The following is a 24,648-nucleotide window of genomic DNA, read 5'->3' as shown; positions in this document are numbered from 1 at the left end:
GATAACCGCCGAGCGAGGCCTGTTTAACCAGGATCGCGGTCCCAGGCCTGGGCGGGGCGGGGATCGCGTCGATGGTCTGCCATTCGCTGCCGTCCGCCAGCCGCAGGTTCCAGCGGCCGAAGCTGTTGGAGGGCACGGCAGATCGGATTGTGGAGTCCAGCTGGTCTACCCTCGTCGCCTTGTCCGCGGCGCCTCCTCCGAAGACTTCGGTCGGAGTCCGGGGAAGGCCGAACCCCGCCCGCTTGTCCGCAACCACCTGCTTGCGGTCGATCACGAGAATGTCGCCAGCTTGCAACTGTTCGATCGCGACATGGACCATCCAATTGTCGCCCGGCGGCGCTGAGATGGTCACTGCGCTTCCGGCAATGCGTGCACCAGTATAAATGGGCCGCATGTAAGATGCCAGAAGACCAGTCCGCCCCTGTGCCTCATGTACAGTGGATACACCGAACCGCCCGAGTGCTTCAATTACCGCTACATCAGCACGCTCGATGTTTTGAACGACTATTCCCGTCATGGGCAGGCTCCTTTGATGTGACGTTAGAGTTGGCCATACTCGCCGAAAAGTCCGAAATTTGCCCTCGCTATAAGCAAATGCTAATTGTATAGAGATATGATTTGGAAACTCAACCTTCGGCACCTGCGTGCCATGGCGGCAATTGCCCGTTTAGGTACAATTTCCGCGGCCGCCCGTTCGGTAAGCATCACTCAGCCGGCAATCACGCAAGGCGTTGCAAAATTGGAGGCGCAGCTGGCGATACAGCTATTTGAACGGCATCCCGACGGCATGCGGCGTACGGCGGCAGCCGAACTGTTTGCACCCCGCGTGGAACGGGCGTTGGCCCATATTGGAAGCGCGCGGGTGACCGCCGCACAGATGCGGGCACTGCTCGCCATATCGGAAGCAGGAACCTATGCAGGCGGCAGCGACATAACGGGGCTTGCGCCGCCATCGCTGCATCGCGCGTTAAGCGACTTGGCGATTGCACTGCGGGCGCCCGTGGTTGAACGCCGCGGAAGGGGTATATCATTCACGGAGACCGGCAAGCGGGCGGTCCGAAACTTCCGCCTTGCACGCGCCGAGCTTGATGCAGGGCTTGTCGAACTGGAAAGCCTAAAAGGCATTGAGGTTGGCCAAATTTCCATCGGGGCAATGCCGTTAGCACGCGCGCGGTTGCTGCCAGCGGCTGTTGCCGCGTTTCACCGCCGTTTTCCCGAGGTCAAAATATCAATTGCAGAGGGTTCGTTCGGTGAGTTGATTGAACCCTTACGTGATGGCGAACTTGACATGATGATTGGTGCGTTACGTGATCCTTCACCTGGCGCGGACATCGATCAACGACCTTTGTTTCTTGACCGCCCAGTCATCGTCGGACGCCACGGGCATCCTTTAACGAATAGCCGGCCAACGATACGCGATCTGGCCGCTTATTCGTGGGTGGTGCCCTCTGCAGGAACGCCATTGCACATATTATGGCGGGTTATGTTCGATGACCTCGGTATCCCATTGCCGCATGTGCCCATTGAATGCGGATCGGTTATCACCATCCGGCAACTGCTGATCTCTTCCGATTTTCTGACATTGCTGTCGCCCGATCAGGTCGCTGTGGAACTGGAGGCGAACTGGCTGGATATTATCGCGGAGGCTCCCGCAGGACTAGCGCGCAATATCGGGGTTAGTACCCGCGCAGGCTGGCAACCGACCATGATGCAAGCCGCATTTCTTGCCGAACTGGAAGAAGTCGCAAGAGCACAATATTCCTAAAATCTTATAGCGGACGAGATGTTCAAATTGGACGCTGGAAGTCTGGATCCTTAGCTAGTTAACGATGAATAGCGGCGTGACCTTTATCGGCTTTGGTGAAGCTGCCAGCAGCTTTGCCGGGGCCCCGGAATGGGCCGGTAACGCGCGCTCTTTCGACATAAATGCCATCGATACTAAAAAAACGAGTGTAATCGCCTGCGCCACAAGTGCGGAAGCAATCGTGGGTTCGAATGTGATCATCAGTGTGGTGACAGCCGAAGCTGCCGTGGATGCAGCACGCGACGCCGCCAAGCACATCATGGCCGGGGCGCTATATTTCGACATGAATAGCGTCTCACCGGGTAGCAAGCGGGAAGCGGCATCTATCGTGGAGGCGGCCGGTGCACATTATGTCGACGCTGCTATCATGGCGCCGGTTCAGCCAGCGCTCCTGTCCGTACCCATATTGTTATCGGGCCTATCTGCGCGGGCTGGGCGAGATGCCTTGTGTGCGCTAGGCTTTAGTAATGTTCAGGTTATCGGTGACGAAGTCGGACAGGCCGCCACAGTGAAGATGCTGCGCTCGGTCATGTACAAGGGCGTTGAGGCACTTACCGCAGAGTGCCTGATCGCCTGCGAACGCGCAGGTGTTACCGGCAAAGTTCTTGAAAGCTTTGGCAATAATGATTGGGCCACAGGCGCGGATTATCGCCTTGACCGCATGCTGGTCCACGGCACGCGCCGCTCCGCGGAAATGACTGAAGCGGCCAAGACGCTGCTTGAGTTGGGTGTCGCGCCGTTGATGACAAGCGGCACGATTGAAAGGCAGGCGCAACTCGGCGCGCTTGGCCTGAAACAACCTCCAGAAGGATTGGCGATGAAATTAGAAAAGCTGGTATCTAGCTCATGATTATTGATTGCCATGGCCATTACACGGTTTTGCCCAAATCCCATGATGAATGGCGCGAGGCGCAGAAGGCTGCGTTCACCGCGGGAACACAATGTCCCCCCTATCCCGATATTACTGACGCTGATATTCGAGAAACCATAGAGGCAAACCAGCTCCGGCTCTTGAAAGAACGTGGCGCTGACCTGACCATATTCTCGCCAAGAGCCTCGGCAATGGCGCCGCATGTAGGTGACGAGGCCGTTGCCATCAAATGGGCGCAGGCTTGTAACGATCTTATTGCGCGAGTGGTCAGTCTTTACTCCGACACCTTTGCCGGCGTGTGCATGCTGCCGCAATCACCCGAAGCCGATATGACAGCGTCCATAACTGAGCTGGAGCGATGCGTAAGCATGGGTTTTATTGGATGCAATTTGAACCCCGATCCGGGCGGCGGCCATTTCAAACACCCACCGCTGACCGACGAGTTCTGGTATCCATTTTACGAAAAAATGGTTGAACTCGACGTGCCCGCGATGATCCATGTCTCCGGCAGCTGCAACCCCGCGATGCATGCGACTGGTGCTTATTATATTGCGGCCGATACCATCGCCTTCATGCAACTGCTAGAAGGCGACCTGTTCAAAGATTTCCCTGATTTGCGCTTTATCATTCCGCACGGCGGCGGTGCAGTCCCCTATCATTGGGGCCGCTATCGTGGATTGGCCGATATGCTTAAGAAGCCGGATCTTGGCAGCCATTTGATGAACAATGTGTTCTTCGACACCTGCGTCTATCACCAGCCGGGCATCAACCTTCTGGCTGATGTCATCGACAACAAAAACATATTGTTTGGCAGTGAGATGGTGGGTGCTGTCAGGGGGATTGACCCAACGACTGGCCATTATTTCGATGATATCAAACGTTATGTCGATGCGCTGGATATCACCGACGCCGAGCGTCATATGATCTTCGAAGGCAACGCCAGGCGCGTGTTTCCAAGACTGGACGCCCAGTTGAAGGCCCGGGGCCTGTAATGGAGGTGTTCAACATGGATGCGGACTGGTTGCCGTTTCACCCCAACCCCAAAAAGCCTTCCTTTGCATTGCCGGCGGGTGCAGTCGACGCGCATTGCCATGTATTTGGGCCCGGCGCTCAATTTCCTTATGCGCCCGAGCGTAAATACACGCCATGCGACGCGGGTAAGGACGATTTGTTCAAGTTGCGCGACCATCTCGGTTGTGCGCGCAATGTGATTGTTCAGGCGACATGCCATGGTGCGGATAACCGCGCGATGGTGGACGCATTGCTCCATTCAAAAGGCACAGCGCGCGGCGTAGCCACAATCCGGCCCGACATTACCGAAGCGGAGTTGACGTCGATGCACGACGCTGGCGTCCGCGGCGTGCGCTTTAACTTTGTTAAACGCTTGGTAGATCCAAAGCCGGACGCGCACTACCGCAGCATCATCGACAAGATAAAGGTCTTTGGCTGGCACATTGTTGTCTATTTTGAAGCTGCCGACTTGGAGGAGCGGTGGGACTTCTTCACGTCGCTCCCCACCATTGTGGTAGTCGACCATATGGGACGGCCCGACGTCACGAAACAGCCAGACGGTCCGGAGTTTGGCCGTTTCATGTCGTTCATGGAGCGCGAGAATATTTGGGCAAAAGTAACCTGTCCCGAACGCCTTTCGACAATGCCGCCGCCCGCTTATGTCGATTTCGTACCCTTTGCGAAGGCTGTCGTCGCGCGTTTTCCGGACCGAGTGCTGTGGGGTACGGACTGGCCACACCCCAATCTCAACATGGTTGGTCACATGCCGGACGACGGCGCATTGGTCGACCTTATACCGGACATCGCACCAACCGCGGAACTGCAGCGCAAACTGCTAGTGGATAATCCCGCGCGACTATATTGGGGGGACGAAACATGAATCAGGATATCCACGAATATCTAGCCGAGCTAGAGGATATTCCCGGCACGCGCGTCTTCACTGCTGCCCGCGCACGGCAAGGCTATCATCTCAACCAGTTCGCAATGAGCCTGATGAACACCGACAATCGTGAACGTTGGAAAGCGGACGAGCGGGCCTATCTGGACGAATGGCCCATGACTCGCGATCAAAAAGAAGCGATACTCTCGCGCGATTACAACCGATGTCTCGACCTCGGCGGTAACGTTTATTTTCTTGCAAAGATTTTCGCCACCGATGGGCTCAGTTTCGCCGAAGCTGTGTCCACGATGACCGATATGTCCTTTCCCGAATATCGCGAAATGATGATGAAGGGTGGCCGCTCCCCGCAAGGCAATCGCTCGATCAAGGGAGGATATTGATATGGCCCGCATTACTGCAGGTGTTGCCACCAGTCACGTTCCACTGCTGGGCGTGGCGGTCGATCAAGGCAAGACAGGTGACGAATATTTCGGCCCTATTTTTGCGGGCTATGAGTGGACAAAAGCCTGGGAAAAAGAAAACACACCGGATGTGGTTATCTTGATTTTCAACGACCATGCGTCAGCTTTTGATATGAAAATCATCCCCACTTTCGCGATCGGTTGTGGAGACACATATAAACCAGCTGACGAAGGTTGGGGGCCACGGCCCGTGCCGGACGTTGAAGGTCATCCTGACCTTGCGTGGCATATCGCGCAAAGCCTGATCCTCGATGAATTTGACATGACGATCATCAACGAGATGGACGTTGATCACGGTCTCACCGTTCCACTGTCGATGATGTTCGGAGCCCCCGACGTGTGGCCTGTGAAGGTCATACCTTTGGCGGTGAACGTCGTTACCTATCCCCCGCCATCGGGTAATCGCTGCTGGGCACTGGGCGAAGCAATCGCGCGGGCCGTGGAGAGTTTTCCGGACGATCTAAATGTTCAAATATGGGGCACAGGTGGCATGAGCCACCAGCTTCAAGGACCGCGCGCTGGCTTACTTAACCGTGAGTGGGACAACAAATTTCTCGATATGTTAATCGGCGATAGCGACGCCGCGCGCTTCATTCCGCATATCGAATATCTGCGTGAAACCGGTAGCGAAGGCATCGAAATGATCATGTGGCTGATCATGCGCGGCGCTTTGGGGCAATCAACCAAGTGCCTCCACCGGCACTATCACATACCTTGCAGCAACACGGCCATTGGCCATTTAGTTTTGGAACCCATATCATGAGAGTCGCTCTGGCAGGCGCAGGCGCCTTTGGTGAAAAGCATCTTGACGGACTGAAGTTAATTGACGGTGTTGAAATCACCTCAATCATCAGCCGCCGTCTCGAACAAGCCGAACAGGTTGCCCATAAATACGGCGCAAAGCATTTTTCCACCGATTTGAACGACGCCCTGATGCGTGATGACGTGGATGCGGTCATTCTGTGCACACCAACGCAGATGCACGCTGAACAAGCGATTGCGTGCATGAACTCCGGCAAGCATGTGCAAGTTGAAATTCCGCTCGCCGATAGCTGGGCAGACGCCCAAGCCGTATTAGATAAGCAGCAGGAAACTGGCCTTGTTTGCATGGTTGGGCATACCCGCAGGTTCAATCCCAGCCATCAATATGTGCATAACAAAATTACTGCGGGTGAATTCAACATCCAGCAGATGGATGTGCAGACCTATTTCTTCCGGCGTAAAAATATGAACGCGAAAGGTGAGGCGCGGTCGTGGACCGACCATCTTTTGTGGCATCATGCCGCGCACACGGTTGATCTTTTTGCCTATCAGGCAGGTCCTATAGTGAAAGCTAACGCCATTGAGGGGCCTCACCATCCCAATCTTGGCATCGCGATGGACATGTCAATCCAGTTGAAGGCGGAAAGCGGCGCGATTTGCACCCTCTCACTGTCGTTTAACAACGACGGCCCACTGGGAACATTCTTTCGCTATATTGGCGATAGCGCCACGTATATCGCGCGTTACGACGATCTGGTGAATGGCAAGGAAGAACCAATCGACGTGAGCAAAGTCGATGTCAGTATGAACGGCATCGAATTGCAGGACCGCGAATTTATCGCGGCTATTCGTGAGGGACGTGAACCGAACGCCAGTGTTCAACAAGTGCTGCCTTGCTATAAAGTGCTGCACGATCTGGAACAGCAGTTCGTATGAAAACACAGGTGGTCATCATTGGCGCTGGCCCGGCCGGATTGCTGCTCGGTCACCTGCTCCGCGCAGAGGGTATTGCCTGCATCATTATCGAGCGTGCGACGCCAGAATATATCCTAGGCCGCATTCGGGCGGGGGTATTGGAGCGCACCACAACCGATTTGCTTCACAGGCTTGGCATAGACGCGCGCTTGAATGCAGAGGGCATGCTGGAAGACGGCTTTGCACTTGCCGACGGCGAACGCCTTATCCGCATTGATACTCTTGGTCTGACCGGCAAGCATGTGACCGTGTATGGCCAGACGGAGGTGACACGCGACTTGATGGATGCTGCGCCGGAACGTGGATTAGAGATCATCTACGAAGCCGCCAATGTAGCTCTGCACGACATTGAAACCGACGCGCCTTATGTGTCGTTCGAGAAGGACGGCGCCACGCATCGGGTGGAAGGGGTTTTCATTGCAGGGTGCGACGGCTATCATGGTCCGTCTCGCCAATCCATTCCCAAGAATGTTGGACGGGAATTTGAACGCGTATACCCTTTTGGCTGGCTCGGCATTTTGGCGAATGTGCCGCCGTGTCACCACGAGCTGATTTACGCAAACCACGAGCGCGGTTTTGCCTTGGCCTCGATGCGTTCCAAAACTCGCAGCCGCTACTATATCGACGTGCCGCTCACCGAGAAAATTGAAGATTGGTCGGACGACCGGCTGTGGGATGAACTGGCAGTCCGACTTGGCCCGGAAGCTGCTGCCAATATGACCCGCGGTCCGGCCATTGAAAAAAGTATTGCGCCGTTGCGATCCTACGTGTTCGAACCGATGCGACATGGCAACCTCTTTCTGGCAGGCGACGCCGCCCACATCGTTCCGCCGACAGGTGCCAAAGGACTTAACCTCGCGGCATCCGACGTCACCTATTTGTCTGACGCAATGACTGGCTATTTTAACCGAAACGACCGTGACGGAGTTGCGGGATATTCACAAAAAGCGCTCGCCCGCGTGTGGAAGGCAGAGCGCTTTAGTTGGTCGCTCACCAAGCTGATGCATCGTTTCCCGGAAGACGGCCCGTTCGAACGGCGCATGCAAGTCGCTGAACTTGATTACATCGCATCGTCGGCAGCCGCCCAGACGGGGATTGCGGAAAATTATGTGGGGTTGCCAATATAAGCAGCACGCAACCTAATTGACGAAAGCAGCTTAATAGCGGTCCAAATCGTTTGCAAACGTTACAGTTCCAGCAAAATATTTACGGATTTGCGTAGCATAGTCAGCGGTACGAGCGGGATTGGGCGTCCCGCCAGCAAAATGCGTAATCACCAATCTCTTTACCCGCGCGGCCGCCGCTAGTTTGCCCAGAGCCTCAGGTGTCAGATGATGGGTGGATAGATGCTGCTCGAGATTGGCTTTTGCTGCAGGAGGCATATTTGGCGAATTGCGGGCTACAGTTTCCAGCGTCCCTGCCATATCAATCATCTCGCTCACAAGAACATCGGCATCCTTGGCAAGCTCTGCCACCACCGCGCTTGGTCCGGTATCGCCCGTGTAAACAATCGAACGTGCTGGCAGGTCAAACCGAAACGAGAGGGACTTATAATTGCGGTCCTCGACACTACCGGGCGCAAAATCATAATGCGAATTCTGCGCGGCGCGCACATTGATACCGCCTAACTTTACGCTGTCTCCGCCATGCATTTCGATGACCGTCACTGTGTCAGCAGGTGGCGCCCAAGGCTTGCCGGGTATACCATAGCCAACTCGTGCCGCTGGCTGCATTGACGCGACCATACCGGCGACGAGTTCGCGGGTACCCGGCGGGCCATAAATATTAAGGGGTTCGTTCACATTAGTCTGGTTACGCAAGGCCAGTACCGCGGATAGACCACCCGTATGGTCCGCATGCAAGTGGCTTAAAAAAACGGCTTTAACGCTTGATAACCGCAACCCTGCACGCGCCATCTGTTGCACTGTCCCATCACCCGTATCCACGAGATAGGTGTGACCATTGTGGATCAATGCGTTGGCCGGTTGCGACCGGTCAGGACTTGGCACCGGTCCGCCCATTGTGCCTAATGTGATGAACGCATCTTTTTCGTCCGGTGTCTGAAGCGCGTGCGACGGTGAGGACAAAAGTAAGGCGACAGACGCCAGTCGAAAAAGATGTTCTCGCATCAGAATTTGAACCCAACCCGCACGCCGTAAGTGCGCGGCGGACGAAGCGTTCCGACAGGAAAGTCAAGAATAGGCCGTGTGCCTGCACGGGCCAAAATTTCTTCGTCCGTAATGTTGTTGACAAAACCCGTGATGCTCCAACGGTCCGTGTTTTCCAAAGTCAGATAGGCATCGGCAGTTGCAAAACCTGCCTGCTTTTCCTCCGGACGGTAGTTTGAGTTCATGAAACGGCTACTCTCGATATTCCCGCGAGCTCCAAAAACGAGAGCGAGATCGCCGGACAGCTCGAAAGTGCGTTCATAACCAAGATTCAAAGCCCAACGCGGTGAGTTGACAGTTGGTTTACCTGAGCAATCAATGTCATAAAAACGGGCGCCGTTTATGCCGGGGTTGGCTGCGCGACTGCCTAATGTGGTGCAACCAGTCGTGACCGGCGCACCCGTTGGAGAAAAGTTGGACGTCAACAGGCTGTTATATTTGCCCTTTAGATACTGCAAATTCAGACTGAACAGATCGTTACGGCTGGCCGCGAGGCGCGCCTCAAAGTCGACACCGTACATCCGGGACTTGCCCGCATTTTGTGTGATAGAGCCCTGAGTGAATATCCCGGTCCCTGCGCGCACACCCCCTACATAAGTAATCTGCTGATCGGTATAATCCCAGTAAAACGCTTCGATATTCAGTTGAAGCTTGTTATCGAAGAATCTGTTCTTGGCGCCCAGAGTATACGCGGTCAGCGTTTCCGGGTCGAAGGTGTTGTTCGGTGGCTGTGCAACGAAGAAGCCGCCTGATTTGAAGCCCGTTGCAACATTGGCGTAGATTAGAGACGCTGGGCCAGCGTCGAATTCGACACCCGCCTTCCAGGTAAATTTCTTGAAGTTGAGATCTCCCGTGAAGGGGGCACTAAGCGGCGGCTGCACTGGGCCGGGCAGACCGCCTGCCGCAACCGAGGTAAGTTGAGATTTGCTTTCATTGGTATATCGCCCGCCGGCAACCAAGCGAAACGCATCGCTGACGTCGAAGGTGAGTTGACCAAAGGCGGCGAGGCTCTCGGTATTCAGCCGCGGCGTGAACCGAGTTGTCGAGATATTTCCTTGACGGAAGAAGTTTTCGGTCGCCTGATTTTCGCCGAAGTAAAAGGCACCAATCACGTAGCGGAGTCGCTGGTCTTCGTTAGACGCAAGACGAACCTCAAGCGAAGTCTGCTCGGCAAGGTCAACGATATCGCCGGCGAAACCAGGGAGATAGGTTCGGAACCGGACATCTGAGCGCCGCCAAGCAGGTACGAATGTCAACGTTCCGAAGCCCATATCGCCGACTACGGTGGCACTCATGCCATAGAATTTGTTGTCAAGGAAGCCATCTGTTCCCGCCAGCGCCACGCAGCCACTGTTGATGAAATTCCCAAAGCCGCCGCAGAAGGGTGGCGCGAATATGCGGGCTGCATAGCCGCGAATGGCAGCGTGGGCACGCGGATCTGAAACGCTGACGCGATCTTCCAGATCAGGCACAGCGAACGCCGCGCTGGGCAGAAGCACTGCGCCGGATCCCTTACCATGCTGGTTATAATAGTCGCCTACCAGCGTCATTGACCACATGTCAGAAGGCTGAATCAACAGCGATGCGCGCACCGCCTCGCCTTTGTCGTCGTCATAACCATCTGAAATATATCCGTCGCGATTTACGATCTGCCCGGCGACGCGCAACGCGGCTATTTCGCCGAGTGGAATATTCAGCGCGAGTGAGCCTTTCTTGCTGTCGTAATTGCCATATTCTAACAGCCCTTCGCCGGTGAATTCCCCAAGCTGCGGCTTTTTCGGGATCACGTTAATGGCACCGCCGGTGGCGTTACGTCCATACAATGTTCCTTGCGGACCTTTTACGACTTCAACCCGCTCCAAATCGTAAAATACACCAGCGGGAGCAGTTGGCCGACCGACATAAATTCCGTTGAAATTGAACGCTACAGCATTTTCGGAAAACGAGTTTTGCGAATTGGTGCCGACACCGCGCAAGAAAAAGCTGGTCGTACCACCCGTTGGCTGCACAACCAAAGAGGGCACTAGCTTGCCCAGATTTGACGCCTCGGTAATCCCCGACTTTGCCAGATCGTCGCCCGTTACCGCGCTTACCGCGAGAGCTGTTTTTTGAAGGTTTTCTTCACGTCGCTGAGCAGTGACAACGATTTCGTCCAAACCTTCGGGTTGCGCAACCTCGGGGGTTTCTCCAACGCTGGTACCAACTTGGGCAAGCGCTACCCCAGGCACGACGAGTCCAGCAAATGTAACGGACGCTAGCAACATTGCTCTCATAATCACTCTCCCTCAAAAGTGCCTGCTACCAACGCGGGCAGCGGCTTTTCTTACAATGATGTAGGATAGGGCAGGCCCATCGGTTAAATCTTTTGTTTTGATGGTAATCCAGTGATGAAATTGATAGGTCCCTGCAATGCGCTTTAAAGGACTCGATCTTAACCTCTTGGTCGCCTTCGACGTATTGATGACTACTCGTAGTGTGTCACGGTCGGCCGAACAACTGCATCTAAGCCAGCCAGCGATGAGTTCCGCGCTGGGGCGGTTGCGCGATTATTTCGGAGACGACCTGCTCATTCAGCAGGGGAAGCGGATGTTTCCAACGGCTTATGCCGAATCGCTTATGCCGATGGTTCATGACGTCTTACGTAAAGTGGACGCGGTCATCACCACCTCTACAAATTTTGATCCAGCAACTTCGCAGCGAACATTTCGTATCATTGCATCCGACTACGTCACCGCTGCAGTTATTGCGCCGCTCGTGCGTACGCTGGCGGTTATTGCGCCGCAAATAAAGATCGAAGCGGTGTTGCCCTCAGACGGCAGCGCCGAACTTATAGCCCAAGGCGCTTTTGACCTTCTGATAACGCCGGAAGAATTCATCAGCCCGGGCCAGCCGGCTGAACTATTATTCGAAGAACAACATGTTTTTGTCGGCTGGAAGGGTAACCCGATATTCGCCGACAAGTTAACTGAACAGGTGGTTATGGCCGCCAGCCATGTCGGGGTGCACATGGGCAACCAACGCACCAGCGCTTTTGCTGACAGCATGATGGAGAAGGCCGGCCGCTTCCGGCAGATAGATGTGATCGCCTCGTCGTTCACAATCGTTCCGTGGTTTCTCATCGAAACGAACCGGATAGCTTTAATGCACGAGCGGTTGGCGCGCAGAATGGCAGATATGTTTCCTCTGGCAATCGCACAAATTCCTTTTCCCTTTCCGTCCATGCGTGAAATGATTCAGTTTAACCGGACCCGCAGCGGTGATGAGGGCTTAATCTGGCTAAGGGAGCGGTTGCGCGAAGAGGGCGCAATGCCCCAGCCTTAAGATCTATCCATAAAATGGATAAGAACGCATCAATTCAATAAGATTTACAGATTTGGTGTACCGGCTAAAAACGATTTCGTGAAGTCTCGCGACACGGCGGGGCACATCGGAGAGATCAGCCTTGGAACATCAAAAGGTCTTAATAATCGGCGGCGGCATTGGAGGCCTAACGTCGGCGATTGCTTTGCGGCGCAAGGGATTTGCCGTGGAGGTCATTGAACGCGATCCCACTTGGTCGGTTTATGGCGTCGGCATTATTCAGCAAGGCAACGTAATTAGGGCCATGGCTCAACTCGGCTTAATTGACGATTACATTGAGGCGGGCTTTGGTTTCGACCATGTGGAAATATTCATACCCACGGGTCAATCGGTTGCCAAAATTCCCACGCCAAAGCTTGTTCCCGAATATGCTTCCAACGTAGGCATCGGCCGGCGCGCGTTGCACAAAGTGTTGGGCGACCGCACCATTGAGGCAGGCGCAAATGTTAGGCTGGGGTTAACGGCTGAAATCTTGGACGATGATGGCGCGGGCGTTTCGGTGACATTCAGCGATGGCAGCAGCGATCGCTACGACATCGTCATCGGCGCAGACGGGCTTTACTCGCAAACGCGCGAGACAATTTTTCCGGAAGCATCAAGGCCCGAATTCACTGGGCAATCGGTATGGCGGTACAATTTTCCGCGGCCACAGGACGTCACGGGCCTACACGCCTATGAGGGTAAGACAGGCATCGGCCTGGTGCCGTTGTCCGACGCATTAATGTATATGTATGTTACCACCCCCGAACCGGGCAATCCCTGGTATGCCAAAGAAACTCTGGCATCTTCAATGCGCGTGAAACTCGCCGATGTGCCATCGCCAAAAATTGCTGAACTGGCATCTAGCATAACTGAGGATGCCGAAGTGGTCTACAAACCGCTCGAGTGGGTGTTTTTGGAAGGTCCCTGGCATAACGGCCGCATCGTCCTTCTGGGGGATGCCGTGCACGCAACGACGCCGCATCTCGGTCAAGGTGCCGGAATGGCGATCGAGGACTCGCTGGTGTTGGCAGAAGAGCTCGCTGCAGCAGCAGATTGTGAATCCGCATTCACCGCATATCGTGCCCGTCGTTTCGATCGCTGCAAATATATCGTCGATGCGTCCAAGGCGATTTGTTTTGGGCAGCTTGGCAAAGGTCCATTGATCGATAACGCCACAGCCACCCGCGAAATGTTCATGAAGGTCGCCGAACCGATTTAGGCGCCAGACCCCCCAAAATTTAAGGAGTTTACGTAATATGGCACGAGTTAGCGAGATCCGTCACGTCGGTTACGCTGTCGCCGATCTGCAAGCGGAAGCGGAGTTTTATCGCAACGTCTGGGGCTTGCGCGATGCAGGCGAAAAAGATGGGATGCTGCACTTCGCTGCAGAAGGGCATGACGAGTTATATGTCGTGCGCCTACGTCGAGCCGAGGTTCAATCAATAGACGTCATAACACTTGCAGCAGACAGCCGCGCTGATGTGGATGCCTTACACGCCAAGGTAGTGTCTTATGGCTGCCAGATTGTGTTTGCACCGAAAGACCTCGACACTTTGGGCGGTGGCTATGGCTTTCGCTTCTTTAGCAAAGACGGCTTGCCGTTCGAAATTTCAAGTGACGTCGCAAGCGGGCCGTCGCGTGAATTATCGCGCTGGGAAGGTATCCCTCAAAAAATTAGCCATATCGTCCTGCATTCCCCCGACCATCAAGAGATGGTGCGCTTCTTCGTGGATGTGCTTGGTTTTAAGGTAAGCGATTGGTTGGGCGATTTCATGTGCTTTTTGCGTTGCAACCAATGGCATCACCGTATTGCGTTGCTTCCCGGGCCGCCATGCTTGAACCACGTCGCATATGATATGCTAGGCGTGGATGACATGATGCGAGGAATCCACCGGCTTAAGCAAAAGGGCACCGACATCCGTTGGGGTCCCGGTCGCCACACAGCCGGTAACAACACTTTCAGCTACTTCACTACTCCTGGGGGCTTTGCCGTGGAATATACTGCAGAACTTGAAGAGGTTGATGACGCCACATGGGAGGCCACGGTGCATACCCCGGCACCTCTCGTCATGGATCAATGGGGCATTGGTACTGGCGGACCGCAAACGATGCCGCACCCATCGCCCGACAAGGGCTTGTTCCGGCCAGCAGGAGTTTAATCATGGCGTTATTTGAGCCTTTCCCAAATTACATCTGGAACTTGTCCGTCGCAATTGCGATGGAATCGGGTGCGCAGGTCGGCGAAGTCATGGACATTATCGCGGCGGCAAAGGATGCCGCGGGTAGCAGTGCCGACAATGGCACCCAGGCGTTTATGCAGGCCTGGATGGCCAAGGCAAATAACTTGATCAATCTAGCTGGCGAAGATGAAGCAGCTGGCCGCCATTTTTCTGCCGGCTGGAAGCTTGAGCGGGCGGCTCTGTATTTGCTGAACGGCGAACGGATGCAGGCGCAAGGTACTGCTGGCCGTATGGAGACCTACCATCGCGCACTCGAGTGTTTTAATCGCGCGACGGTCTTAGGTGGGCTCAACTGTGAGCGCGTAGAAATTCAGCTGGAACACGGTACGATGCCAGCGCTGTTTACACGTGCCACGGGTGCCGGGCCAAAACCTACTGTCGTCTATTGTAACGGCCTCGATAGTAACAAGGAGCTGCTTTATTGGTCGAAATTGCCGCATGCGTTGGCGCAACGCGGTATCTCAACCCTTTGTGTGGATCAGCCTGGCACAGGGGAAGCCCTTCGGCTTCAGAATTTGCCCGCCACCCCGCATAGTGAAAATTGGGCCTCAAAGGCTGTCGATTGGCTTGAGACACAAGCTGACGTCGATGCAAAGCGCATCGGTATGACCGGCATTTCGCTTGGCGGACATTACGCGCCGCGCGCCGTCGCCTATGAGCCGCGCTTTGCTTCTGGCGCATGCTGGGGTGCCAATCACAATTGGGCAGAGGTCCAGCAAAAGCGACTGCGCAGGGAAGGGGAAAATCCCGTGCCGCATTATTGGGCGCACGTCATGTGGGTGTTTGGCGCAACAGACATGGATGATTTCCACGTCAAGACAAAGGACATGGACTTAAATGGCCACATGGACCGGATCAAAGTCCCTTTCCTTGTGACTCATGGCGCGAATGACCGGCAAATCGGCGTCGAATATGCGCATCAGGCTTACGAGCAACTGACCAGCAGCCCCCGCCGCGAGCTGAAGATTTTCACGGACCGTGAGGGCGGCGTTGAGCATGTAGGCGCTGACAACATGTCCTTTGGACGCGACTATATTGCGGACTGGTTCGCTGAAACGCTTGGTGGAAAAACAGCACCGTGAGTTTTATCGCTTCCGCACGCGTTCCTACTGATTCTGCGAGCAAATATCTGCAGCAGGTGTGCAAGCATTGGGAGCATAATTTACCCGTCTGTTTCGATGCGTCGCATGGCGAAATCATATTTGCCAAAGACGCGCGCGGTGCAAACTGGCCGGCCGATGCAACTGTGTCGCTGGATGCCGAGGCAGATGCCCTCATCTGTACGATTCAGGCCAGCTCTGAAGGGCAGCGCGACGGCTTAAAAGGGGCGCTGGAACGACACATTGACCGCTTCGCGTTTCGTGAGGGACCACTGGTGTATAATTGGATCGACCGTTGAGCGCGCCGGCGCCCCAAACGGGCTCCACACGGCATGGGATCATCCTGCTGTTATGCGCAGTCATGCCGATCATGGCGATCATCTCGCTGGTACCAGTGCTCCCCCTGTTGCTGGAAGAATTCGCGGCAACGCCGGGTAGCAAATTTCTGGTACCGATTGCGTTGACTATTCCTGCTCTATGCGTCGCTTTGTTTTCTCCAATTGCGGGATGGTTGAGCGACAAAGTCGGTCGCAAGAGGCTGCTGATCGTTTCCTTGCTTGTGTACGCAGCAGCCGGCAGCGCGCCGCTGTTCCTGACCGACCTCAAAGAGATAATCGCCACCCGGTTCCTCCTCGGCATTTTTGAAGCAGCCATCATGACCGTCGCAACAACACTAATCGGTGATTATTTCACGGGCGAACGACGTGAGAAATGGATTGGCGTACAAATAGCGACGGGCAGTTTCGCGGCGATTATTCTGATAGCTGCAGGCGGCTTTTTGGGCGAAGCCTTTGGTTCACGAGGCCCCTTTTTGCTCTATGTCTTAGCGATCCCTATCGCAGTTGCGGCAGCAATCATTCTATATGAGCCACTTAAAACAAGCAACGACCCGAAAACCCAGGCTGTCACGTTTCCGATCAAAGCAGTTCTGCCACTCATTTTAATCACTGCGGGCGTTGGCCTGCTATTTTACTCCGTCGTGGTCCAACTTGGACCCATTTTGCAGCTATCAGGTTCGGTTTCGCCAGCGATGATTGGAATTGCCGGCGCCGCAGCCAACCTTGGAGTTGTCGCAGGAAGCCTGATCTTTCGGCGGTCAATTAAACAGACAGGCTCCGCGCTGCTTGCCATAGGCCTTGTAATTACTGCAATAGGTTATGCAGGAGCTGGCATTGTTGAGAGCTTTATAGGCATCGCCCTGTTCGCAGTTATTGCCTGCATCGGCAGCGGCCTGATGTTGCCGAACATGTTGGCCTGGATCATGCGCCACCTTCCGGATGAAATACGCGGCAGGGGAATTGGTTTTTGGACTGGTGCCTTTTTCCTCGGTCAATTTGTCGCTCCCATAATTGCGGCAGCCCTTACGGCGAATATAGGCGGCCTTGCGAATATGCTGCTGATCTATGCTGCGCTAGCCGCGGCCGGAGGTCTTCTCACCCTATTCGCCCATCGCACTCGGAAAAAACAGCCACTCGAACAAGGCCTAGTTGAAGGATAAAATATGCCGCGCCAATTTATCGATATCTCTATTTATCTAGAGAACGACGTCGTGACCGACCCGCCATTCATGCGCCCAAAAATAACCTATCAGCAGCACACTGACACTGTGGCAGAACTTGGGCATTTTTTCCCCGGGGTTACAACCGAACAAACTCCGGACGGTGCGGGTTTTGCAGCCGCAGAATGGGTAACCTTGACAACGCATAACGGGACCCATTTAGATGCTCCGTGGCATTTTCACCCGACAATGGATGGCGGGCAACGGGCGATCACCATTGATGAGGTGCCGCTGGAATGGTGTTTCAATCCTGGAGTAAAACTTGATTTTCGCCATTTTGAAAACGGCTATGTTGCGACCGCCGCTGATGTGGAAGCCGAATTGGCGCGCATCGGCCATGAGCTTCAGCCATTCGACATCGTGCTTGTTAACACAGCCGCAGGCGGCGCGGTTGGCAAGCCCGACTTTGTCGATACCGGCTGCGGGATGGGCTATGAAGCAACCATGTACTTACTTGAACGTGGCATCCGTGTGACCGGTACAGACGCGTGGAGCTGGGATGCACCGTTTAGCTACACCGCCAAAAAAGTTGCTGAGACTGGCGACACATCGTTGATCTGGGAAGGGCACAAGGCGGGCAGGGATATCGGCTACTGCCACCTTGAAAAGCTGCACAATCTGGAGGCTTTGCCCGCCAGCGGCTTCACCGTAAGTTGCTTTCCACATAAAATTCGCGGAGCGTCGGCGGGCTGGACCCGCGCAGTAGCGATAATTGAGGACTAATTGTGATGCCCGCGAGGCCATCTGACCTTGCACGCCGCACTGCGATGCCCATCCGTGAATACGTCGCCGTCGATGGCGGCACGTCGACCACCGATGGCAACTGAGGCGGGTCCTGTTCTCATCACCGGCGCCGGTGGGTTTGTCGGTGGAGCACTGGTCCGCGCGCTCGCGGGGACCAGGACGATTATCGCCACCGACCGGATCGCCCTAGACCTTGGCGATTTGCCCGGCGTCACTTGCGTCATAGGTGAGATAGATGATCCCGCGGTGGTGGAAAGAATAACGGCAGAGCCGTTGGCCGCACTCGTTCACTTGGCTACCGTAGCGGGTGGCGCAGCGGAGCTTGACCCTGCACGCGCCGCACATATCAATGTCGCAGCGGCTATGGCCCTCATGGACGCCAGCGCTGCGCATCGGAATTGCCCACGCCTGCTGTTTGCAAGCAGCATCGCCGTGTTCGGCGATCCTCTGCCCGCTTATGTTGATGACGCCACACCCGTCAGCCCGATGATGCGTTATGGCGCACACAAGGCGATGCTGGAGGAGTGGGTTTCCACGCTCACGCGTAGAGGCGCTATCCGTGGGCTGTCTTTGCGCTTGCCGGGGATAGTGGCACGGCCATTGGCCCCGTCGGGTATGAAGTCCGCGTTCCTCAGTAATTTGTTCCACGCCATAAAGGCAGGCGAGCGGATAACATTACCGGTCTCTGCCTCCGCAACCTCTTGGCTACTGTCGCGCCGGGCACTAATTAATCAGTTCATCGTCGCGCTCGAACTGGACAACGACCCAGATAGTGGTCGGCTTAATCTACCAGCCTTGCGGGTGCAAATCGGCGACCTTGTCACGGAGGTAGCACGCCAAAGCGGCCGCGATGTGACATTGGTGGAACATGCGCCCGATGCAGCGCTTGAAGCAAAATTTGGCACTCAGCCGCCACTCACTACAGCCGCTGCTCACAATTTGGGCTTGCGACACGACGGCGATCTTGCCGCGCTGGTCACGCATGCCTTGGCAGACATTGATCCACGAAAGGACATAATATGAAACTCGCAACCATCCAGAACGATGCCCCTGATGGCACGCTCGTCGTTGTCAGCAGCGATGGCACCCGTTATCTGCCCGCTACCAGCGTTTCAGCTACATTGCAGAGCGCAATTGATGACTGGGCAATGGCGGAGCCAGTTTTGCGTGTCATTGCGGACGGGCTAGAAAATGGCGAAGGCGACAGCACGGAAAGCGCCACTTTTGCCGCCCCGCTGCCGCGTGCGTGGCAGTGGCTTGACGGCTCGGCTTTCCGAAGCCACGGCGAGCTTATGGAGACGTTGTTCGGTACAGAGCCGCCGCCGCCAGGTCGTCCATTGATGTATCAAGGACTGTCGCATCAATTCTTTTCCGCAACCGCGGATATGCCGCTACCGCGTGAGGAAGATGGCATCGATTTTGAAGGCGAATTCGGCGTAATCACCGATTTCGTGCCCATGGGTGTTAGCGCTGATGAAGCGATGGCTCACATTAAACTGCTGGTGCAGATCAACGACTGGTCACTGCGCGCCCTCGCGCCAATCGAGATGAAGACTGGTTTTGGTTGGGTACAAGCCAAACCAGCCTGTTCGGTCGCCCCCTTTGCCGTAACGCCTGACGAACTGGGCGATACCTGGCGCGACGGACGCGTTCACTTGCCCTTGAGTGTTGACTGGAACGGGAAACGCTTCGGCAATGCGGGAGGTGGCGCAATGGAGTTTGGTTTCCACGAGCTGATCGCCCACGCAGCCAGCACGCGTTCGCTATGTGCGGGGACGATCATCGGGTCGGGTACGGTTTCGAACAGCAATTTCCGAGAGATCGGCTCGTCATGCATAGCCGAACGACGCGGGATCGAAATGCTCGACGAAGGCCAAGCGCGTACATCGTTTATGCGCTTTGGCGACACGGTTCGGATGGAAGCCCGATTGCCCGGTGGCGAGCTGCTGTTCGGTGCGATCGACCAGAAAGTTGTGCGGGGATGACCGCGCCCGCCTCTGCGCCTCTAAGACGCATCGTGACGGGCCATGATGCCTTGGGCCGCGCGATTATTCGCAGTGACGATTTATTACCTGTGGACCCCATCCCGTCTGGAGATGCCGCGTTCAGCCTGGTCTGGACGACAGCGAGTGTACCTGCGGACAATAATGACGATACTGACGGCCGCTTGCGTGATGCCGGACTGACCTTGCACCAAGGATCAGTCATTCGCATTGTCGACATGTTGCCCGGCGGAGAATCGCCGATGCACCGCACGATCAGCATCGATTATGGCATCGTGCTGACGGGCTCGGTTGAGCTTGAGCTGGACGACGGTGCGGTGACCACCGCGCGTGCGGGCGACATCATCGTACAGCGCGGAACGATGCATCTTTGGCGCAACCGGTCCGCAACCGAAATTTGCCGCATCGCCTTTGTCCTGATCGAAGCAAAGCCGGCGGTGATTAATGGCATACCGTTGCTCGACGTGCAGCCCTGATATCATGCAAGCCCGCGAAACGATCATTCTTGTCTCCGGCCTGTTGTGCGATGATGCGGTCTGGGAGCATCAGAATGCTGTGTTGTCACGGCATTATGATGTTATCATTCCGCATCTTTGCGAGCAGGATTCGATAGCCGCGATGGCGGAAGATGTTCTGGAAGTTGCGCCGCAGCTTTTCTCGATTGCCGGTCACTCAATGGGAGCCCGCGTCGCGCTCGAGGTTTGGCGGCAAGCACCGGAACGGATCACTCGGCTTGCGTTGATCGACACTGGCGTGCATCCGGCCAGTGCCGACGAGCTGCCGAAGCGTCAGGCTCTGCTCGATATCAGCGCTGCCAAGGGGATGACGGCACTGGCTGATGTCTGGCTGCCGCCGATGGTAAAGGCTGGGCTGCTCGAAACGGACACCGCCCTGCGTGAACGCTTGTATGCGATGGTCGAACGCATGAGCCCGGCAATCCATCGGCAGCAAATCGCGGCGCTGATTAGCCGCCCCGACGCGCGGCCGTTGCTGACGCAAATATCTTGCCCGGTGCTCGTTGGTGTCGGGGCGCTGGACCAGTGGAGCTCCCCTGAGCAGCATGAGAAAATGGCCGAAGCTATCCGGCACGTCCATTATGTCGTTTTTCAAGATAGCGGACATATGGCACCGATGGAGGCTCCGGAGGCAGTGACGGACGCGCTGTTGGAATGGATGCGCGACGACCGTGGGGTCTGCCAATGATCGAGACTGAGTGGGCGGTCGAGAAACAGATACGGCATTTTGCGATGTTGAATGACGCGCATGATCATGATGGTCTTGCCGCCATGTTTACGGACGATGGCAGTTTTGCGCGACCTAGCGATCCGGACACCCCAATTATCGGTAAAGAGGAATTACGCGCGTTTTTCCGTGATCGACCAAAACGGACGACACGACATGTCATGTCCAATGTTCTGGTCGAAATCCTGTCGGAGAATGAAGTGCGTGCGCACAGCTACGTGCTTTTATATATGCCGGACAAAGTCTTGGTTGGTGACTTTTATGACAGGCTGGTTCGACGTGATGGCTGCTGGTTATTTGCCGAACGTCGGGGAACGCTTGCTTTTTAGCGGTTCTCGCATACCGCTTGAAGTTAGCCCCCGGCGTTGGCTGCCTCCGCGGCGATTGCTTTATCAATCATCATTCGGGAACGCACGCCGCCCGCATCTATATTGAGCAACAACAATTTGCGTTCGGGAAAGCGGTCCAGATTGTCCTGTTGACGGTGCAGAATCTCCATATCTTCAGCAAATATCTTGCCTTGCCCGTCGCGGATAGTTTCAGTGAGCGCAGTGTCTTGGACAGCAAAGCGCCGCGCCATTCCCCAAAAATACCAGTGCGAATTTTCAGTTTCGGGGGTCATGAAGTCGACGACCATTCCGTAAACTTTAGAGGTATTTTCGGCGTCGTAACCGCCCTTGCCCTCTAGCGCGACCCCAACCTCTATAAGGACGCTACTGGGTAAAGAGAAGCGACAGATCTGCCAGCGGTCGACGGTTCCTGTGTCAGGTAGACCCGCGCCCCTTAATGCCATCTGCCAAAACGGCGGCGCAGTGATGCCGTCAATATAACGGCTGGTGACAACTTCATCGCCTTCGACACGTGTTTTTACCGGCGTTTCGTCAATTTCTTTTTGCCCGATGCTGGACCCATGAACGTAGGTTTCGTGCGTAAGGTCCATCAAATTGTCGATCATCAAACGATAGTCACAATTGACGTGATAAAGGCCGCCGCCATAAGCCCACGCATCACTCTCAGCCCATTCCAAATGCCGCAATTTGGCAGCATCTGCATGTTCTGCATTACCGGGCCATACCCAAATAAATCCGTAGCGCTCGATGACTGGAAACGTCCGGATCGGTGGAAATCCCTTAACCCGTTGATTGGGCATACCCGTTGTTCGTCCGTCACAGCCCATCGCGAGCCCGTGATATCCGCAGACGAGACTTCCGTTCTCGATAAAGCCAAGCGAGAGTGGCGCGCCCCGGTGCGGACAGAAATCTTCCAGCGCACTGACCATGCCATTTCCTGCCCGGAAAAACACCATCCGCTCCCCGCAGATTTGTCGTCCCAAGGGTTTGCCGTCGATTTCATCGGGTGTGCACGCAACATACCATGCGTCACGCGGCCAAGGCTGGGAGGCTTGAACCGCAGAGGGCAACGTATCCTGATCAAAACGTTTACTGGCCATTATGTGATGTACCGCCCGTCGTGCTCGAGTTTGCAATGGACGATTGCAACGCAAAAGGCATTCCCGTTACGCATAGTTTTCGTCCGTCGCACGACTATACCCCGCGTCGACAATTTCCAATCCTATTTATCGCTTTCTGTGGTCAATTGTTTGTAAGCCCGATTTGAGAGTCGTCTGAAGGTCTGCAAAGTTTCCTGTAAACTGGACCGTTGGAACCGCAGCCGTGCAGATTTTTGGATGAAGCAATGCATGACTGTGATGCTGGGGGGTAGCTCGGAAAGGGGGAGGTATAAAGTTCTGGGCGGCTCTCGGCCTTCCCGCTGTGGTCACATGTCCTATCCACTGCGAGCCGTGAAAGTATTGCTGCACTTTAATTCGAGCGTTATATCTATGCTATCCCAATTGGGAGGCACCTAAAGCATGCAGAGGTCAAGAAGATATTTTGCAACTAGTTGCAGAATGGCCTGACGCGTTGTGCGGCCTGCTTGCCGTCGCACGGAAGCAATCGGTCGGTTGCAGCTATGTCTGTGTCTAAGCCAGATAGCCACCTCACGAGGCTTAGATTTTCAGCGATCACCGCGGAGGTAGAAGGCAGCCAGTTGCCACCGTTAAGAAGATGCGGCTCCCGACGATGATATGTCTGCTAAAGCTTCACGCATTTGTTCTCGCAACCATCCCAAACCTTGGTCATGCTTCCGCATCGGGTGGAACATGATTACGTCGTCCATCAACGGCATCGCAATAGGCAATTCCCAAACGGCTAGGGGCAAAACTTGAGCCATCGCATTCACCAGTCGGCGGTTCAGGACTGCTATAAGTGCTGTGCCTACCAGCGTTGGCGGAATGCTGCTGAAACTCGGTGCAATTAGCGCCGTTCGGCCAGCGCCTCCGTATAGTGACAGCTGTTCCGCTGACAGAAATGACGAAAGACGAATTCTGTCGAACTTGACAATGACTTGTCCCAGCGACTGAATCGTCTCGAGGTCGGGCTGAGTCTTGAGGGCGGGATTTTCGGACCAACCGACAACTACCAGGTCGTTGCGGATCAATGGCTCGGTGACATAAGCCGGATCCGAATAGATGCTCGGCGTCACCACCAAATCAATTTCTCCTTTTTGCAAAAGCGGCGAAGGATCGCCGACTGGCATTCTCACCTCAAGCCGGATGTTCGGTCCGCTTACGGACAGTTGGCGTACCAATCTTGGCAACAGGACGGGAACCAAATGATCGGGAATTTCGACAGTGAAAGAACGGTGGGCGATCAAAGGATTGAACGAGCGATCGATCTCAATGACTGATTCAATGTGTAGTATTGCTTCACGCAACGGCTCGCGCATAGCTTCAGCGAGCGAAGTTGGAACCATGCGACGTCCCACGACGGTCAGTAGTTCGTCGTCAAAGTGCACACGCAAACGCGCAAGTGCCGCACTCATCGCAGATTGGCCAACGTGCATCCGCGCGGCCGCGCGGGAGACATTCTCCTCTTGTAGCAAAATTTCCAAAGCCACTAATAGGTTAAGATCTACCCCCTTAAATCTCACAACGCTCTCCAGCTATGTCAAAAATCGATAGCTTAGTATCATAACAAACTATTTTCCAAATACTATTGTGACTGTCATTCTCCGTTGGCCTTCAGAGCTGAGACCCAGTGAGTTGGCCAACGATATGATCACAAAGTGCTATCACAGCTTCCGACCGCCCCACAAAGTGGTGGAGGACTGCTTGAAACAGGAGAGGAAAATCATGCGAACGCTTACGCTTATGCTGCTGCTCAGCAGCGCAATGCCGGTTATGGCCCATGCCGATGATCAGCAGGCAGCCAACCAAACCCCAGCTGAACGTGCAGACGAGACGAATAACGATGCGCGGGCATATTCTGAAATCATCGTAACCGCCCAGAAGGTCGAAGAAAACGTTCAGGACGTGCCGATCGCGATCACCGCGGTTTCGGGTGATCGCCTGATCCAGGCGGGGGTCATCAGCCTCGAGAACATCTCGACCGTCGTCCCCTCGGTG

25 protein-coding genes and 1 pseudogene are annotated in these 24,648 nt (G+C 55.2%); 21 read left to right on the top strand and 5 right to left on the bottom strand.

Annotation, left to right across the window (positions count from 1 at the left end):
- Positions 1 to 517: pseudogene (locus ACK4S7_RS09385) on the bottom strand (hypothetical protein); the annotation flags it as partial.
- A gap of 96 nt (positions 518 to 613) precedes the next feature.
- Between ACK4S7_RS09385 and ACK4S7_RS09380 the strand changes: the two are divergent.
- The 8 genes from ACK4S7_RS09380 to pobA all read left to right on the top strand — a co-directional run bounded on the left by ACK4S7_RS09380 (position 614) and on the right by pobA (position 7,912).
- Positions 614 to 1,765: a LysR substrate-binding domain-containing protein gene (locus tag ACK4S7_RS09380; protein ID WP_409646237.1), complete on the top strand. Its 1,152-nt coding sequence runs from the start codon at positions 614 to 616 to the stop codon at positions 1,763 to 1,765.
- Between the two features lie 64 nt (positions 1,766 to 1,829).
- Entirely contained in the window at positions 1,830 to 2,654 is an 825-nt protein-coding gene (locus ACK4S7_RS09375; RefSeq protein ID WP_409646235.1) for a DUF1932 domain-containing protein, read from the top strand.
- A complete protein-coding gene (locus ACK4S7_RS09370) occupies positions 2,651 to 3,667 on the top strand; it encodes an amidohydrolase family protein (RefSeq protein WP_409646233.1) in 1,017 nt (338 codons plus the stop codon). The genes ACK4S7_RS09375 and ACK4S7_RS09370 overlap by 4 nt, the downstream gene beginning before the upstream one ends.
- Before the next feature lie 14 nt (positions 3,668 to 3,681).
- On the top strand, positions 3,682 to 4,566 hold the full coding sequence (locus ACK4S7_RS09365; protein WP_409646231.1) for an amidohydrolase family protein: 885 nt from the start codon (positions 3,682 to 3,684) through the stop codon (positions 4,564 to 4,566).
- A complete protein-coding gene (ligA, locus tag ACK4S7_RS09360; protein WP_409646230.1) occupies positions 4,563 to 4,967 on the top strand; it encodes a protocatechuate 4,5-dioxygenase subunit alpha in 405 nt (134 codons plus the stop codon). Before ACK4S7_RS09365 ends, ligA begins: the two co-directional genes overlap by 4 nt.
- 1 nt (position 4,968) lies before the next feature.
- Positions 4,969 to 5,811: a class III extradiol dioxygenase subunit beta gene (locus ACK4S7_RS09355; protein ID WP_409646229.1), complete on the top strand. Its 843-nt coding sequence runs from the start codon at positions 4,969 to 4,971 to the stop codon at positions 5,809 to 5,811.
- On the top strand, positions 5,808 to 6,746 hold the full coding sequence (locus tag ACK4S7_RS09350) for a Gfo/Idh/MocA family oxidoreductase (protein ID WP_409646227.1): 939 nt from the start codon (positions 5,808 to 5,810) through the stop codon (positions 6,744 to 6,746). Before ACK4S7_RS09355 ends, ACK4S7_RS09350 begins: the two co-directional genes overlap by 4 nt.
- Entirely contained in the window at positions 6,743 to 7,912 is a 1,170-nt protein-coding gene (gene pobA, locus ACK4S7_RS09345; protein WP_409646226.1) for a 4-hydroxybenzoate 3-monooxygenase, read from the top strand. Before ACK4S7_RS09350 ends, pobA begins: the two co-directional genes overlap by 4 nt.
- Positions 7,913 to 7,942: 30 nt before the next feature.
- Here the strand turns inward: pobA and ACK4S7_RS09340 are convergent, their stop codons facing one another.
- Positions 7,943 to 8,914, bottom strand: a complete 972-nt coding sequence (locus ACK4S7_RS09340) for an MBL fold metallo-hydrolase (RefSeq protein WP_409646224.1) — start codon at positions 8,912 to 8,914, stop codon at positions 7,943 to 7,945.
- Positions 8,914 to 11,226, bottom strand: a complete 2,313-nt coding sequence (locus ACK4S7_RS09335; RefSeq protein WP_409646223.1) for a TonB-dependent receptor — start codon at positions 11,224 to 11,226, stop codon at positions 8,914 to 8,916. The genes ACK4S7_RS09340 and ACK4S7_RS09335 overlap by 1 nt, the downstream gene beginning before the upstream one ends.
- Before the next feature lie 136 nt (positions 11,227 to 11,362).
- On the opposite strand from ACK4S7_RS09335, the gene ACK4S7_RS09330 reads away from it, so the two are divergent.
- From ACK4S7_RS09330 to ACK4S7_RS09275, 12 genes are all read left to right on the top strand, one after another.
- A complete protein-coding gene (locus ACK4S7_RS09330; protein ID WP_409646222.1) occupies positions 11,363 to 12,274 on the top strand; it encodes a LysR family transcriptional regulator in 912 nt (303 codons plus the stop codon).
- Between the two features lie 121 nt (positions 12,275 to 12,395).
- Entirely contained in the window at positions 12,396 to 13,514 is a 1,119-nt protein-coding gene (locus ACK4S7_RS09325) for an FAD-dependent oxidoreductase (RefSeq protein ID WP_409646220.1), read from the top strand.
- Positions 13,515 to 13,551: 37 nt separating this feature from the next.
- On the top strand, positions 13,552 to 14,454 hold the full coding sequence (locus ACK4S7_RS09320; protein ID WP_409646218.1) for a VOC family protein: 903 nt from the start codon (positions 13,552 to 13,554) through the stop codon (positions 14,452 to 14,454).
- 2 nt (positions 14,455 to 14,456) lie between these two features.
- On the top strand, positions 14,457 to 15,617 hold the full coding sequence (locus tag ACK4S7_RS09315) for an alpha/beta hydrolase family protein (protein ID WP_409646217.1): 1,161 nt from the start codon (positions 14,457 to 14,459) through the stop codon (positions 15,615 to 15,617).
- Positions 15,614 to 15,934, top strand: coding sequence for a DUF2218 domain-containing protein (locus tag ACK4S7_RS09310; protein ID WP_409646215.1), 321 nt, complete (start codon positions 15,614 to 15,616; stop codon positions 15,932 to 15,934). Before ACK4S7_RS09315 ends, ACK4S7_RS09310 begins: the two co-directional genes overlap by 4 nt.
- Entirely contained in the window at positions 15,931 to 17,133 is a 1,203-nt protein-coding gene (locus tag ACK4S7_RS09305; RefSeq protein WP_409646213.1) for an MFS transporter, read from the top strand. The genes ACK4S7_RS09310 and ACK4S7_RS09305 overlap by 4 nt, the downstream gene beginning before the upstream one ends.
- A gap of 3 nt (positions 17,134 to 17,136) precedes the next feature.
- On the top strand, positions 17,137 to 17,916 hold the full coding sequence (locus ACK4S7_RS09300; RefSeq protein WP_409646211.1) for a cyclase family protein: 780 nt from the start codon (positions 17,137 to 17,139) through the stop codon (positions 17,914 to 17,916).
- Positions 17,917 to 18,009: 93 nt separating this feature from the next.
- The gene (locus ACK4S7_RS09295) at positions 18,010 to 18,960 is read left to right on the top strand and encodes an NAD-dependent epimerase/dehydratase family protein (protein ID WP_409646210.1); all 951 of its coding nucleotides are present in this window, start codon (positions 18,010 to 18,012) and stop codon (positions 18,958 to 18,960) included.
- Positions 18,957 to 19,922 carry a fumarylacetoacetate hydrolase family protein gene (locus ACK4S7_RS09290; protein WP_409646209.1) on the top strand — a complete coding sequence of 322 codons (966 nt, stop codon included), beginning with the start codon at positions 18,957 to 18,959 and terminating at the stop codon, positions 19,920 to 19,922. Before ACK4S7_RS09295 ends, ACK4S7_RS09290 begins: the two co-directional genes overlap by 4 nt.
- Positions 19,919 to 20,416, top strand: a complete 498-nt coding sequence (locus ACK4S7_RS09285) for a cupin domain-containing protein (protein ID WP_409646207.1) — start codon at positions 19,919 to 19,921, stop codon at positions 20,414 to 20,416. Before ACK4S7_RS09290 ends, ACK4S7_RS09285 begins: the two co-directional genes overlap by 4 nt.
- Before the next feature lie 4 nt (positions 20,417 to 20,420).
- Complete coding sequence (locus ACK4S7_RS09280) at positions 20,421 to 21,143, top strand: alpha/beta fold hydrolase (RefSeq protein WP_409646205.1); 723 nt, start codon at positions 20,421 to 20,423, stop codon at positions 21,141 to 21,143.
- Positions 21,140 to 21,511, top strand: coding sequence for a nuclear transport factor 2 family protein (locus ACK4S7_RS09275; RefSeq protein ID WP_409646203.1), 372 nt, complete (start codon positions 21,140 to 21,142; stop codon positions 21,509 to 21,511). The genes ACK4S7_RS09280 and ACK4S7_RS09275 overlap by 4 nt, the downstream gene beginning before the upstream one ends.
- 23 nt (positions 21,512 to 21,534) lie before the next feature.
- On the opposite strand, the gene ACK4S7_RS09270 is transcribed toward ACK4S7_RS09275, so the two are convergent.
- On the bottom strand, positions 21,535 to 22,632 hold the full coding sequence (locus ACK4S7_RS09270) for a Rieske 2Fe-2S domain-containing protein (RefSeq protein ID WP_409646201.1): 1,098 nt from the start codon (positions 22,630 to 22,632) through the stop codon (positions 21,535 to 21,537).
- A gap of 608 nt (positions 22,633 to 23,240) precedes the next feature.
- Entirely contained in the window at positions 23,241 to 24,140 is a 900-nt protein-coding gene (locus tag ACK4S7_RS09265; RefSeq protein WP_409646239.1) for a LysR family transcriptional regulator, read from the bottom strand.
- A gap of 235 nt (positions 24,141 to 24,375) precedes the next feature.
- Between ACK4S7_RS09265 and ACK4S7_RS09260 the strand changes: the two genes are divergently transcribed.
- On the top strand, positions 24,376 to 24,648 hold a 273-nt coding region (locus ACK4S7_RS09260), incomplete at its 3' end, for a hypothetical protein (RefSeq protein ID WP_409646199.1).

This window comes from Sphingorhabdus sp. (assembly GCF_046292425.1).
GTDB lineage: Bacteria > Pseudomonadota > Alphaproteobacteria > Sphingomonadales > Sphingomonadaceae > Sphingorhabdus_B.
This window is presented reverse-complemented; position numbering and strand designations above follow the sequence as displayed.

Coding starts and splice junctions, on each gene's coding strand:
- ACK4S7_RS09270 (WP_409646201.1), bottom strand. CDS start 22,632: ATGGCCAGTAAACGTTTTGATCAGGATACGTTGCCCTCTGCGGTTCAA.
- ACK4S7_RS09290 (WP_409646209.1), top strand. CDS start 18,957: ATGAAACTCGCAACCATCCAGAACGATGCCCCTGATGGCACGCTCGTC.
- ACK4S7_RS09330 (WP_409646222.1), top strand. CDS start 11,363: ATGCGCTTTAAAGGACTCGATCTTAACCTCTTGGTCGCCTTCGACGTA.
- ACK4S7_RS09335 (WP_409646223.1), bottom strand. CDS start 11,226: ATGAGAGCAATGTTGCTAGCGTCCGTTACATTTGCTGGACTCGTCGTG.
- ACK4S7_RS09320 (WP_409646218.1), top strand. CDS start 13,552: ATGGCACGAGTTAGCGAGATCCGTCACGTCGGTTACGCTGTCGCCGAT.
- ACK4S7_RS09365 (WP_409646231.1), top strand. CDS start 3,682: ATGGATGCGGACTGGTTGCCGTTTCACCCCAACCCCAAAAAGCCTTCC.
- ACK4S7_RS09380 (WP_409646237.1), top strand. CDS start 614: ATGATTTGGAAACTCAACCTTCGGCACCTGCGTGCCATGGCGGCAATT.
- ACK4S7_RS09375 (WP_409646235.1), top strand. CDS start 1,830: ATGAATAGCGGCGTGACCTTTATCGGCTTTGGTGAAGCTGCCAGCAGC.
- ACK4S7_RS09285 (WP_409646207.1), top strand. CDS start 19,919: ATGACCGCGCCCGCCTCTGCGCCTCTAAGACGCATCGTGACGGGCCAT.
- ACK4S7_RS09280 (WP_409646205.1), top strand. CDS start 20,421: ATGCAAGCCCGCGAAACGATCATTCTTGTCTCCGGCCTGTTGTGCGAT.
- ACK4S7_RS09370 (WP_409646233.1), top strand. CDS start 2,651: ATGATTATTGATTGCCATGGCCATTACACGGTTTTGCCCAAATCCCAT.
- ACK4S7_RS09295 (WP_409646210.1), top strand. CDS start 18,010: ATGGCAACTGAGGCGGGTCCTGTTCTCATCACCGGCGCCGGTGGGTTT.
- ligA (WP_409646230.1), top strand. CDS start 4,563: ATGAATCAGGATATCCACGAATATCTAGCCGAGCTAGAGGATATTCCC.
- ACK4S7_RS09275 (WP_409646203.1), top strand. CDS start 21,140: ATGATCGAGACTGAGTGGGCGGTCGAGAAACAGATACGGCATTTTGCG.
- ACK4S7_RS09355 (WP_409646229.1), top strand. CDS start 4,969: ATGGCCCGCATTACTGCAGGTGTTGCCACCAGTCACGTTCCACTGCTG.
- pobA (WP_409646226.1), top strand. CDS start 6,743: ATGAAAACACAGGTGGTCATCATTGGCGCTGGCCCGGCCGGATTGCTG.
- ACK4S7_RS09350 (WP_409646227.1), top strand. CDS start 5,808: ATGAGAGTCGCTCTGGCAGGCGCAGGCGCCTTTGGTGAAAAGCATCTT.
- ACK4S7_RS09300 (WP_409646211.1), top strand. CDS start 17,137: ATGCCGCGCCAATTTATCGATATCTCTATTTATCTAGAGAACGACGTC.
- ACK4S7_RS09315 (WP_409646217.1), top strand. CDS start 14,457: ATGGCGTTATTTGAGCCTTTCCCAAATTACATCTGGAACTTGTCCGTC.
- ACK4S7_RS09340 (WP_409646224.1), bottom strand. CDS start 8,914: ATGCGAGAACATCTTTTTCGACTGGCGTCTGTCGCCTTACTTTTGTCC.